10 protein-coding genes and 1 rRNA gene are annotated in these 13,555 nt (G+C 31.2%); 6 read left to right on the top strand and 5 right to left on the bottom strand.

Going from position 1 to position 13,555, the window contains the following annotated elements; all coding sequences use genetic code 11:
* The 5 genes from rrf to ACTB0X_RS14630 all read left to right on the top strand — a co-directional run.
* Positions 1–88 (top strand): 5S ribosomal RNA (gene rrf, locus ACTB0X_RS14650); the annotation flags it as partial.
* 189 nt (positions 89–277) lie between these two features.
* Complete coding sequence (locus ACTB0X_RS14645; protein ID WP_463025798.1) at positions 278–2,044, top strand: putative porin; 1,767 nt, start codon at positions 278–280, stop codon at positions 2,042–2,044.
* Positions 2,045–2,276: 232 nt separating this feature from the next.
* Positions 2,277–4,022: a polysaccharide biosynthesis protein gene (locus tag ACTB0X_RS14640; RefSeq protein ID WP_463025797.1), complete on the top strand. Its 1,746-nt coding sequence runs from the start codon at positions 2,277–2,279 to the stop codon at positions 4,020–4,022.
* Positions 4,023–4,082: 60 nt separating this feature from the next.
* Positions 4,083–5,297 carry a DegT/DnrJ/EryC1/StrS family aminotransferase gene (locus ACTB0X_RS14635; protein ID WP_463025796.1) on the top strand — a complete coding sequence of 405 codons (1,215 nt, stop codon included), beginning with the start codon at positions 4,083–4,085 and terminating at the stop codon, positions 5,295–5,297.
* Positions 5,294–5,884 carry a sugar transferase gene (locus ACTB0X_RS14630; RefSeq protein WP_463025795.1) on the top strand — a complete coding sequence of 197 codons (591 nt, stop codon included), beginning with the start codon at positions 5,294–5,296 and terminating at the stop codon, positions 5,882–5,884. Before ACTB0X_RS14635 ends, ACTB0X_RS14630 begins: the two co-directional genes overlap by 4 nt.
* A gap of 5 nt (positions 5,885–5,889) precedes the next feature.
* Here the strand turns inward: ACTB0X_RS14630 and ACTB0X_RS14625 are convergent, their stop codons facing one another.
* The 5 genes from ACTB0X_RS14625 to ACTB0X_RS14605 are packed head-to-tail and all read right to left on the bottom strand — an operon-like array spanning position 5,890 to position 11,882.
* On the bottom strand, positions 5,890–6,984 hold the full coding sequence (locus ACTB0X_RS14625) for a glycosyltransferase (protein ID WP_463025794.1): 1,095 nt from the start codon (positions 6,982–6,984) through the stop codon (positions 5,890–5,892).
* Positions 6,981–8,321 carry an O-antigen ligase family protein gene (locus ACTB0X_RS14620; protein ID WP_463025793.1) on the bottom strand — a complete coding sequence of 447 codons (1,341 nt, stop codon included), beginning with the start codon at positions 8,319–8,321 and terminating at the stop codon, positions 6,981–6,983. Before ACTB0X_RS14620 ends, ACTB0X_RS14625 begins: the two co-directional genes overlap by 4 nt.
* Before the next feature lie 18 nt (positions 8,322–8,339).
* The gene (locus ACTB0X_RS14615) at positions 8,340–9,542 is read right to left on the bottom strand and encodes an O-antigen ligase family protein (RefSeq protein ID WP_463025792.1); all 1,203 of its coding nucleotides are present in this window, start codon (positions 9,540–9,542) and stop codon (positions 8,340–8,342) included.
* 3 nt (positions 9,543–9,545) lie between these two features.
* Positions 9,546–10,586 (bottom strand): glycosyltransferase family 2 protein, encoded by a 1,041-nt coding sequence (locus ACTB0X_RS14610; RefSeq protein WP_463025791.1) that lies wholly within the window; start codon positions 10,584–10,586, stop codon positions 9,546–9,548.
* Between the two features lie 15 nt (positions 10,587–10,601).
* The gene (locus ACTB0X_RS14605) at positions 10,602–11,882 is read right to left on the bottom strand and encodes a lipopolysaccharide biosynthesis protein (RefSeq protein ID WP_463025790.1); all 1,281 of its coding nucleotides are present in this window, start codon (positions 11,880–11,882) and stop codon (positions 10,602–10,604) included.
* A 317-nt stretch (positions 11,883–12,199) separates the two neighbouring features.
* Between ACTB0X_RS14605 and ACTB0X_RS14600 the strand changes: the two genes are divergently transcribed.
* Positions 12,200–13,555: an exopolysaccharide biosynthesis polyprenyl glycosylphosphotransferase gene (locus ACTB0X_RS14600; protein ID WP_463025789.1), complete on the top strand. Its 1,356-nt coding sequence runs from the start codon at positions 12,200–12,202 to the stop codon at positions 13,553–13,555.

Raw genomic sequence — 13,555 nt, 5'->3', positions numbered from 1 at the left:
GATCACCTCTTCCCATTCCGAACAGAGAAGTTAAGCTCATCAGCGCAGATGGTACTGGGTTAACCGGGAGAGTATGTCGTCGCCATTTTTTTAAATCCTCTAAGCATTTGCTTAGAGGATTTTTTTTTGCACAAATTTTTGTTCTAAATTTTTCCGTTTTTTACCGATTATTTAGCATTGTTCTTAATTCATTTCTTGTATAGAATATCCTTTAATTTGAGTAGGAATCTGCTCAAATGTATGGGGTTTTTTACATATTTTTGACCTTTCTAAAACTATGGTTAAACAAGCTTCAATTTTACTATTTCTGTTGTTAGTTAAGTTGTATGGGTATTCTCAAGACTCAACCATTAGTAAATACGTTACATTAATAGAGCACGATACTGCTACCTACTCGCCTATCAATTTAGAACATTTCGAGGATTATCGTTTTAAACATCGGCTTTTTAATACATCAATGGGTAACATAGGTTTACCTACTCATTATCTTGATAGTATCTCCTTACCAAATTACAATGGGTTTTTTCAAGGGTACTCAAGTTCCCTTTTTGAAGGTCGGCAAATTAAATTCTATCAGCAACTAGAGGACGTTACTTTAATCCAATATATTAATGGTGCTAAGAAGGAACAGTACTTTAGAGTATTTCATAGTAATCAGTTTGGGAGAGGTTTGAATCTTAGTTTTGATTACAATCGAATTATTTCGGAAGGTTTTTATCTTAACCAATTAACTGATAACACTCATTTTAATACAAGTCTTAATTATCAAACTAAAAATGAAAAGTACAGGTTAAAGATATATTACCTTATTTCTAATTTAAAAGTACAAGAGAATGGAGGTATAACATTTACTGATGCGACGAGTGTTGGGGTAGATAATTCTGATTTATTAAATGTCAACCTTAGTTCTGCTACGAAGAAAATGAGAAGCCAGTCCGTGTATTTAGACCAGGAATTGGTTCTGTTAGACTCTTCATTTTTTGGAGCAATTCGGTTACTTCAAGAATCTGAATTGGCGTGGAGTTGGAAATGGTATAAGGATAATGGGGTAACCAATTATTACAATTCTATTTATTTAGATTCATCTAAAACATTTGATTCAATACATGCACTTCAATTTAGGAATTCAATTGGATTTAGTCTTTTTGATAATCGGCTTAAATTAAAATATGAACATCAATATCATACTTACACACAGGATAGTATTTTCGACACCATTTACAATTCAGATTATGTAATTGGTCAGTTTAATCAGAATTTAGGTAAATTTAATATAGATATTCAAACTCGAATTGGAATTTCTGGCTACAATAAAGGAGACTATTTGAATCAATTAGGAATTAGTTACAGCATTGATACTATTTCTAAATTAGCGTTTAGTGGAAATTTTCAAGTACAATCTCCTTTCTATTGGCAAAATCGTTTTAGTGGAAATCACGTACGATATTCAAGTCAGTTTTCTGATGAAAAGTTAAATCGATTTGCTGTATCCTATTCAAATACTAAATTGAAAGGAGCTATAGGAATAAATCAATCTATTTCGAATAATAGTATCTATTATAACTTTGATGGTACTCCAGCTCAATATAAAAATGAGATTTCAAAGACACAGTTTTTTCTGAATAAGGATTTTAAGCTGTGGAAATTCTATTTAAATAATACGCTAAAGTACCAGTTGATTTCAAATGATTCAATATTACCATTGCCGGCTTTTATGTCTGCCCATACTTTGTATTATCAGAATGAGTTTTTTAAGAGTAATCTACTCATTCAAACAGGTATTACTTATCGTTTTATTGGAGAATATACTGGTTATGGGTATTTCCCTGAAAATTCTAGTTTTACTTTACAGAATAAAACAACTCAAGGCAAGTTTGGTTATCTAGACTTTTTCTTTAAATTTAGAATTCAACATGCTAGGGTATTTGCAAAGATTGAGAATCTCTTAGGTAATCAATTTAAACCGGAAGGGATGTTGGTTAATGATTATCCTATTCCTGGCAGAGTCTTTAAGATTGGATTAAGTTGGGCTTTGTTCAATTAGTGAATTTTATACAACAAATCTACTTAATAATATACAGTAGTATTATTATTGGTATTCATCGGATATATTGTAAATTGATTTTTAAAAGTAAATGATTAAGGAATTTTTATTTAGATCTAGTTCACCGCGTTGGGTAGTTTTCACTATCGATTTAATTATAGTTTCCTTTTCGGTTCTTATTTCTTATTTACTAAGATTTAACTTTGATATTCCTTATTACGAAGTCGATGTTATGAAAATATCTTTCGTAATTATTCTTTTTGTAAGGGCAATTACTTTTTTTATAGGAAAAACATTTAGTGGCATAATTAGATTTACTTCTTCAGATGATGCTAGAAAGATATTTATTGTGACCTTTTTTGGTAGTGCAATTGTACTGTTATTTAGTATCATTAATTACATGGTAACTAAAAAGTTTTTGGTTCCTTCTTCTATATTAATTTTGGAGTTTATTATCACTTCCTTTATTATGATTTCTGCAAGAGTCTATATAAAGTTAATATATGATGGATTTAGAAGTAGAGATCAAGGTCAAACACCAGTTTTAATTTATGGGGCTGGTGAAGCAGGGATAATTGCGAATAAAACGATTGAGAATAATACCAATAGTCCGTTTTATGTTATTGGTTTTGTTGATGATGATAAAAAGAAAATAAAGAAGAAGCTTGATAACAAGAAAATTTATGATGGTAAGAATTTAGAAGAGGTTTTAGAATTAAAAAAACCATCTCACCTGGTTGTATCTGCCCAAAATATTGAGAAAAGGAAACTTCAAAAGATTATCAATATCTGCTTTAAACACAATGTTCTAGTTTTGCATGTGCCATCTCCAACAAAGTGGATAAATGGGCAGTTGAGTATTAAACAGCTTCGCCAGATTCGAATAGATGATCTTTTGGGAAGAAAGCCAATACAGATCTCTAATTCTATTATTAGTAAAAAATTAGATGATAAGGTTGTTTTAGTTACTGGTGGCGCTGGGTCAATTGGATCAGAAATAGTTCGGCAAATTTCAGTATTTAACCCACAATTATTATTAATTGTTGATCAAGCTGAATCAGACCTTTATGATTTGGAAATGGAATTATTGGCCAAGAAGATTAAAATAAAAATAGAACCAATTATATGCGATATATGTGATTTAGAAAGGATGCGTAAAGTATTTGAAATATTTAAACCCAACGTAGTTTATCACGCAGCAGCTTATAAACATGTTCCCTTGATGGAGAACAATCCTGCAGAAGCAATTAAAACCAATATATTGGGTTCGAAGATTGTTGCTGATTTATCCAATGAATATGGAGTAGAATTTTTTGTAATGATTTCGACAGATAAAGCTGTGAACCCAACAAATGTGATGGGCGCATCAAAAAGAATTGCTGAAATCTATATACAATCACTAAATGTAGAATCAGACACAAAGTTTATAACAACTCGATTTGGAAATGTATTAGGATCTAACGGATCTGTAATCCCTTTATTTAAAAGACAAATTGAAGCAGGTGGACCAATTACGGTTACCGATCCTGAGATTACTAGGTATTTTATGACGATACCTGAAGCTTGTCAACTTGTTTTAGAAGCCAGTGCTGCCGGAGATGGAGGTGAAATTTTTATTTTTGATATGGGTAAATCTATTAAAATTAAGGATTTGGCTTCTCGAATGATTAAACTTTCAGGCTTAGAAGAAGGTACTGATATTCAAATTATATACACAGGACTTCGTCCCGGCGAAAAGCTATACGAAGAGTTGTTAAATGATAAGGAGAATACGATGCCAACTCATCACCCCCAAATAATGATAGCCAAAGTTAGATCTTATGACTTTAATGAAATTAATACTAGTATCTTGAAATTGATTTCTGGGGTTATTCAAGAAAGCAATGAATCTCTGGTATCTCAAATGAAATTAATTGTTCCTGAATTCAAGAGTAATAACTCAATCTATGAGTCTTTAGATAAAAGTCAAGTAGATTAGAATTTGCTGCGTACTTTTACATTTGATTTCTATAAATTAAACGTAAGAAAAGACTAGAATATGATTCCATTTTCTCCTCCAAAGATATATCAAGAGATTATTGACGAAGTTGTTGATACTTTAAAATCAGGTTGGCTAACTACAGGTCCCAAGACTAAACTTTTTGAGAAAAACCTGGCAACTTATTGTAATACAGAAAAAGTATTATGTTTGAATTCATCAACTATCGGTATGGAATTGATATTAAGATGGTTTGGAGTCGGTTCTGGAGATGAAGTTATTGTTCCCGCCTATACCTATTGTGCTACAGCTAATATCGTGCTGCACTGTGGAGCTACTCCAGTGATGGTAGATGTGAATGATGATTTTACTATAGATTTAGATGAAGTACGAAAGAAGATTACTTCCAAAACTAAAGTGATAATACCTGTAGATGTTGCAGGATTACCCTGTGATTTTGATGGGTTAAATGAACTAATTCAATCGTATGAAGTTCGATCAAAATTTAATCCAGCCTCAGAAGAGCAAAAGATGCTCGGACGAATACTATTGATGGACGATGCTGCTCATAGCCTTGGAGCCACTTATAAGGGAGATCGAATGGGTGTGCAGTGTGATGTAACTGTTTTTTCTTTTCATGCAGTAAAAAACCTAACAACTGGTGAGGGCGGATCTATTGCATTGAATTTGCCGACACCTTTTAATAATGAGAGAATCTACAATCAGTTAAATACAAAGTCTCTTCACGGTCAGAATAAAGATGCTTTAGCGAAAACTCAGAAAGGCAATTGGCGATACGATGTGGTTGAGGCCGGTTATAAAGCCAATATGACTGATTTAGCTGCATCTTTAGGTTTAGTTGAGTTGAAGTACTATGAAGTAGATACGATAGCTAGAAGAAAGGAAATTTATAAGTTGTATTGTGAAGGTTTTGAGAATGAAAGTTGGGCAAAGTTGCCGCTTTTCAAAGATGAACTTCGGGAAACTTCATACCATCTTTTTCTCTTAAGGATTAATGGAATTTCGGAATCTCAGAGAGATCAAATTATAAGTGAAATTTTTGAACAAGAAGTTTCTGTAAATGTCCATTATCAACCCTTACCGATGTTGACTCAATATAAAAATTTGGGTTATAAGATGACAGATTATCCTAAATCGTTTGAAAATTACAAGTGCGAAATTTCTTTACCTGTATACTTCGATTTAACCGAAGAACAAGCACAAACTGTAATTTCTGCCGTAAAATTCGCATATAAAAAAGTGATGGGAGAATGATTAAGCGACTGTTTGACCTTTTCTCCGCATCTTTTGTTCTTCTTTTATTCTGTCCATTTTTTGTACTTATTGCACTATTAATTGTGATCGAATCAAAAGGAGGAGTTTTTTATCGTCAAGTTAGAGTAGGTAGGAATGAGAAGGAGTTTTTATTGTTTAAGTTTAGAACAATGGCAACAGGTTCAGATAAAGAAGGGTTGATAACAGTTGGAGCGAGAGATAGCCGGATTACTAAGGTTGGTTATTATTTAAGGAGATATAAAATTGATGAATTTCCACAATTACTAAATATCATTATGAATGATATGAGTGTTGTTGGCCCTCGGCCTGAGGTTCCAAAATATGTAATCTTATATTCACAGCAACAAAAGAAAGTACTTCAAGTTAAGCCCGGACTTACTGATTTGGCCTCATTGGCTTTTATTGATGAAAATACAATCTTAGGTAAAGCAGTAGATCCAGAAAAAGTCTATATCAATGAAATTATGCCAGAAAAATTAAGAATGAATTTAAATTACATTGAAAATCAGTCTTTTATTGGAGATTTGAAAATTATTCTAAAAACAGTCTTTAAGATATTTAGCTAAACCAATTAATTGGCATTATTTACAGTGTGATTGTATACTTCGACCATCTTCTCTATACAAATTTGGTTGTCGTAGTTATCAACAATAAATTGCCTTCCATTTTTTCCAAATAGAGCTCTAGTCTTGGGATTGGCAATTAATTTATTTATGGCAGCTACTAATTGCGAAATATTTTCAGCTTCCACTAATAAACCAGTTTCGTTTTCTTTTATTACTTCAGGAATACCTCCAACATTACTGCCAATTACAGCAATTCCAGTAGAAGAAGCTTCGGCAATAGCTACCCCAAAGCTTTCAACCCTCGAAGGGAATACTGCGATATCTATTTCTTGATAGGCTTTAACTAATTCTTTTCCGGACTTTCTACCTGTAAAAGTGACGTGCTGTTGGATATTTAGTTTTGCTACCAATTGCATTAACTCTTCTGTTTGAGTTCCGTTCCCGGTTAATTGGAGTTGGACTGTGGGATTTGATTTTAGCACATCGGAAAAGGCTTTAATCAATAAATCAATTCCATATACTGGTTCAAATGACTTAACTGTTCCTATGGTTATAAATTCTTTTTTTTGTTCTGTTGATGGTATAAAAAAAGTGGTGTCAGTTCCGAATGGAGTTATTTTAATAGACGTATTCGTATATTTTTTAGTTTCCTTGGCCATATCAAAAGAGGTAGATAAAATTATACTTGCTTTTGATAAACTATAACTTAATATTTTTTTATGGATCAAACTCTTTTTAGGGAAGACATAAACATCACTTCCCCAAACTGAAATGAGATAGGGCTTAAAGTCACTTAATGCTCCTAATAAGCCATAACCGGTTGCGTAATGAGCATGTAAAATGTCAGGTTGCGATTCTTTTATATGCTTCTTTAAATGATTTAAAGTTTTGAGATAATTAAGTTTTTTTATTGGCTGTTTGTTTAATGTCTTTACATCAAATGAGATGGGCTGAGTGTACCTTATGTTTAGATCGGAATACCAGTTTTCAATTGGGGTTGAAAAACCAAAAATTTCAATATCAATTCTTGATTTAACTAAACCAATTGCCCATCGTTTAATGTGAGGGGAGTTTATATCTCCAAGAATTAGTACTTTCATTCTGAAACTAATAATTGATTAACAAATCCGAATAGGATATACATGGGCAAGAAATAGATGCATGAACTAGGAGAAATTGCACCTAGAACAAATATTAACATTGATATTAACGATGCTTTGTAGTAGTATTGGTTTTGGCTATTTCGTTTTTTCCATAAGGTGAGAACTGTTCTAGCATACCAAATAATCCATACTAATAGCAAAAGAACACCTCCATTTACCATTAATTCTAACCAAAAGTTATGCATTGAAGTAATGTGCTTTTTACTAACGCCACCTTTTAATTCTTGGTAATAGATATCATTTCCTGCTCCGACTCCTATTAGCTTATGTTCTTTCCATAAATCTAAAGCATCTATAATTAGAGTTTTTCGGGTATTGTCTGCATTTTCTGTGAGAGAAGGCTGTTCTGATGAATTACTTTCTTCTTCCAAAATAATATCTAATTTATCAAAACGATGAAATGGAATAGCTGGAGCAAGAAAAGTTTGAATTTCTTTAAAGGAATTGATATTAGATGGGGTGCTAGAATAAAAGTTGGTAGATAATGAAATCATAAAAATTACCACTGCAATATACTTCAAGACATCCGCTTTTTTTAATAAAAATGAAATTGAAAATAACCCAAATAGAATTGCTAAGACGTTTAGCCTTGAGCCGGTATTAAATATAATTAGAAATACTATAATTGACCCAATTATGGAAATTAGATTGTTCTTATTAAAAAATATAAAAGGAAATGAAATGCTAAATATGAGAGCTAAGTCATTTGGATTCCAATGAAAACCTGCTGAATAGTTAATAATGTTTTCAAGGTCAATTCCCGGAAAAAGAGAAGGGTCGAAGCTTTTTCGTCCAAAATAGGCTAAATATGGAGATCCAATCGAAACAAACCATTTAAAATTTGTGAAAGCTTCTATTAAACAGATAATAACATCAAGAGCTAATCCAATACTGATGATTAGTATTAAGTATTTTAAGTGTTTTAGTTTTGGAAATAAGAGCTTGATTAAAAAGAAGATGGAACACCCTAAGATTAAGTAAATGATATAGTTAATTGCATAAGGGACATTTGCACTCCACAATAGCGAAAAACAAAACCAAACGATTGTTATTGGCAAAAGAAAATCAAAAATAGACCACTTATTTGATTTTATTAAGTCGATAAATTGTTGAAAGTGTTTTAAATAATAGACTGCTCCTATTGTAGTTATTAATAATAAACTAATATGGAAGAGGTATAGAGCACCATAACTTATTCCCGAACCTATGTATGCCGCAAGAATTACAAATAGCCCAAACGATCTCAAAGTGCCTATTTTTTTAATTGTATTCATAATTAATATAAGTAACTTTTATAATTCAGTTTTCGGAGTATATTGATAGATGAGCAACGAATTGAAGAAAGCAAAAAACACTATTCCAGCTTGAGTTTCTAAAGTTGATTCGGTTAAAAATGAGACGCTCATCAACAGTATAAAAAATGTAAGTAATTTATTGCCTTGTCTCAAAGCATAAATTAAAGTAAATAAAAGGCTTCCTCCCAAGATGATGAATCCCATAATTCCTAGTGTAATGTACCACTCTATGTATTGATTATGTGCATTAAATCTATTTTTGAAGGCAAATGGAATATTATCGACTTTATACTTTTCCATGAGGCTATCCTTGCTATCTCCTGTGCCAACACCAAATACTGGATTTTCTTTAATAATCTGAATGGCTTCTTTCCAAATAAGAACGCGAATCATAGTGCTCTCAGTATCATTGTTTTTAATTTCCTTATCTAACAGAGCTGCTTTAAAGTTAATAAAGCGTTCCTTAATTTTTGAATTTGTATTTATTGTAATTCCACCTATTAGCAAAGATGCAATGATAACACTTATGGGTAATAATTTTGAATATTTGTTTAAATGTTTAAAGCTATAGTAAAATATAATCCCTAACATAATTATTATTCCCATTTTGCTTACTAATAGCATATTAAAAATGAGAAAGTAAACAATGAGTAGTAATTTCAAAACCAATGTTCTATTTGACTTATTAGACTCACATTTTTGGAGCATTAAAAAGACACAAAAATTAGTATATATTGATAAGTAGGTCGGATTTAAGAAGATGGAAAGTTCAGTATAAATTGGAATATGAGTAAATGAATTTTCTACTAAATTGAATATTAGGCAAATAATTGTGCTAAGAAAACAAGATATAATGAATGCGAACAATAATTTATTAAAACTCTTCTTTTCAAATGTAGTTGTAGCTCCAATAATGATAGGCATTATTAATAATGAGAGTTTATACTCGATCTCTCTAATTCCAAATGGAATATTCTCTGTATAAATTAAGCCTATTAAATAGACTAAGTATGTACTTATAAATAGTAATATTCCTTTCCTAACTTTTAAATTATTGATTGTTGTTTTTAATGGTTGTAGGAGAAATACACTTGCTGCAAGTAAAATTATTGCAGGAGATAATAGTGCTTTAAATGGAATTAAAACAATAAGTATTAAATACGTATAAAAGTGTAAAGGAAATCCTCGTAACCTTTTCATAGTTTATCTATTGGTAGACAGGTCATTAAATTTTACCCCTTTTTTTAGTAGCTGAAATCTTACCCATCCTCTTAAATAGCCCACTCCATACGAACAGTGTATGGATATAAAAGTAAAAAATAATACTGGAGTTAATAGCAATGATTTATTTCCTAATGCTAGTTTTAGACTTACCAATAAATTAAGAAAGCTGTGTGATATCCAGATTGCTAAAAAAAGCATGCACCCCCATTTTAAGGAAACGATACTTAATGCAATTGAAACAATAGTTGACAATACAAATATTGGTGGGACAAATTGCCTTAGAGTAGCTGCTGAGCCGACTTTTTTATTTACTAGAGGTTTGAAGTATCCGTAGAAATAGAACATTTTAGAAATCTTTGAAATCGTATCTCTAGCTAAATACTTTATTTCTAAATCTGGTAAAAGGAAAATTTTCCCACCACTTTTACCTAATCTGGCATTAAACTCATCATCTTGATTCCGAATTAATTCTTCATCAAATAGACCAATTTTTTCAAATGTTTTACTTTTATAGCAGCCAAATGGAACCGAATCAATTTCTACCGGCTTATCAATACCAATTCTATGATGAGAATCGCCAATACCAAATGGGGATGAAATAGCTATAGAAATTGCCCGCGCTTTTAATGATTCATTTCTAGGATGTGCGATCATAGCTACACCTACATTATCCGCATTTAATTCAAATAAATTGGAGACTAAGTAACTGATGTAGTTTGTAGGATATTCACAATGTGCATCTATTCTCACAATGACCTCTCCTTTAGCCGCTTTAATTCCTATATTCAAACCTGTAGGAACAATTTTTCTAGGGTTGTTTAACAGTTTAACTGATGGGTATTTTACAATCTTTTGTTTGATAACATCTTTGGTATTATCATCACTTTCACCATCAATTATCAGCACCTCCATTTTTTCATTTGGATAGTCTTGATCAATGATGTCCTCAATTACTTTCCCAATATATTGGAATTCGTTTCTGCAAGGTATTATTACGGAAATAAATGGTTGGTTTTGCATAGTGTAGTTTGGCGATTAAAGCCATTGCTTTAATTCCTTATTCATTTTATAAATGGAAAGCAAAGTTAATATCATTAACAAAGTTAAACTAGTTAGAAATGATATATAGAACCAAACGTAATCAAATTCTAAACTGCCAACTATAATTGATGATAAACAGAAAAATAGCATTGAAATTATCAAATTAATGCTATTTACAGCTTTAACATAATAAGCATCAATTACACTTCTCAAAGTGATAAAAATCGCATAAAAGACAGCACCTGACATGATTATTTTAGTATCAGTCACCCAATACTCCACATTTTCTCCTAGATATAGATGTAAAATTTCTTCCGCAAATATTTGATAAATAGTTAAGCCAACTCCTGATAAAATTACAGTTGCATATATTGCTCGTTTAGTTTCTATCATTACAGCTTGGTAGTTCTTATCCTTCAATTTTTGACTAATTCCGGGCAACAGCATTAAACTTAATGGTGAAAAGGCAGCACCTACAATATTTAGTAGTGTAATTGAAAATGCCATTTTACCTGCTAGTTCAGGGTAATTAAAATGAGAGACGATAATTATTGGCAACGCAAATAAACCACCAAATGCGATATCACCAGGAACACGCGGAAGACTATATGTTAAAAGAGTTTTTAAATGCTTGAAATTGAATTTTAAATTGGTACTATTTTCTTTATTTAATATGATTATTAAAAAGGAGATGAAGGAGAACAGTAACCATCCGATACCAGTTATTAATAGAACTTTTGGTAAAGTGTCAACTATAAAAAAGGCAACTATTGGTACCATTGCCATATTAATAAATTGAAGGTAATTGGCATAAATGTATTCATGTTTACCTCGCAGATATCCGTACGTCATTAAGTGGAAGTATATTCCTGATATCGAGACTGCCATAGGTAATATAAGCGGTTTAAAAGAATTATCATTAAATAGAAATTGGCTCCAAAAGGTGTCCAAAGGGATGAATGCTATAAATAAGATGACACTAATTAAAAGGAAAAAAATGAATGAAGTGTAATAGTATGAAAATTGTTCAGACTTGCTTTTTGCATGGGTAACATACCTTGTAACACCAATTAATAATCCAAGTAGCAATATAGGTTGAGCAAATGAAAAAAGTCGTTTGTAAATTGACAAATCGGCTAGCCCTTTATTTCCAAATTCTGCGGTACAAAGTTTATAGACGAGTAAGTTGCTAACAAGTACTAAGAATTCAACTATGTATGTGGAAGCATATCCCTTAAATGAGTTGGATTTTATTGCTGACCGTACTATTTTCATTGGTTCAAAGGTATAAAAACATATTCTGTATTCTACTGAAAAAAATAGGTAATAAGTCATCAGCTATAATTAGCTTCGATTATTAAGTTTTGGTTACTTCCTTTTTAAACATTGATTAAAATCTGACTTTCAAATTGCATCTATCTAATTGTAAAAAGTCACTGATATTTTTAAACAGAGTTTACAAAAAGTTTTAATGCATGATTCTATTTTCTTATACATTTCTGCATTGTACTTTTGATCTTGAATTCATTTCCTTTAAAGAATTTCTATTGCGCACAGATTTGTTAATTTAGCAAACAACAAAATCAATAAAATTGAATAACAATCACCAATACTATTTAGGCATATATTATCGATTAGTAGATTTCTTGGCATTAAATGTTGGGTTTTTTTTAGGTGTTTTTATTCGATTTAATAACGATACTAACTTTTCGTATTCTGAGAATGGATATATAAGTTTATTACTCTTTCTTAATATCATTTGGTTTTTAAGTTCTACTTATCAAGGTGTTTACAATTTACTTTCATTTTCAAGTAAAAATAAGCTTGTCTTAAGAACTTTGTTTGCTTTCCTCGTTTACCTTGGAATTGTCCTAGCTTTTAATGGTCTTATAAAAACATACTATTCACGAATCTTTATAATTGTATCGAGTTCTATTTTTGGCGTTTTTGCATTATTATTCAGGTATATTACCAACGTACTTTATAGAAAATACTTAAAAAATAAGATTGATAAGAATGCGATAGTCATTGTAGGTCAAGATATTTATCAACAAGAAGTAAGTTCTTTCTTGGAAGTGGATATCAATCCCGACTTTCAGGAGGTCGTTCGGTTAGAGTTTTCTGGAGAACTTATTACGCAATTGGAAGAATTAAAAAATCGTTTGCCCATTTCGGAATTGTACATCCCATTATCAAAATACACAGAGGATAAGCTAGAAGAATTGTCTAATTATTGTGATAATAATTTTGTGCGTCTGAGGCTAATTATTGATTACAAGAGATTGACAGCTAGAAATTTAATTTCGTATAAATACAATCAAACATCAATTGTTGGGATCACTTTAACTCCTTTAGACGAAACTTACAATGCATTAACAAAGCGGGTTTTTGATGTTGCTTTTTCTGTTTTTGTAATGATTTTTGTTTTCAGTTGGCTTTATCCGCTTATTGCATTTATGATAAAATTAAACTCTAAAGGGCCAGTTTTTTTCAAGCAAAAAAGAACTGGGATAGATAATAAGGAATTTTATTGTTACAAATTTCGATCTATGCGAATCAATGCTGAGGCTGATGCTATTCAAGCCACAGCAAATGATAATAGAATTACTTCAATTGGTAAGCTTTTGAGAATGTCTAGTCTTGACGAAGTACCTCAGTTTATTAATGTGTTGAAAGGTGAAATGAGTATTATTGGTCCTCGACCTCATATGATTAAGCATACTAAAGAATATAATCAGGTAGTAGGCAATTTCATGAACCGACACGCTATTAAACCTGGAATAACCGGTCTTGCTCAAATTAAAGGGTATAGAGGAGAAATTGACGATATCTCTCTTTTACACAATCGTGTGCGATTAGATCGTTTTTATGTCAATAACTGGACATTACTTTTGGATCTCAAAATTGTTCTCCAAACTTTTCTAACGATTTTTAAATCTCACAAATAA

The organism is Acidiluteibacter sp., from assembly GCF_055129545.1.
This window is presented reverse-complemented; position numbering and strand designations above follow the sequence as displayed.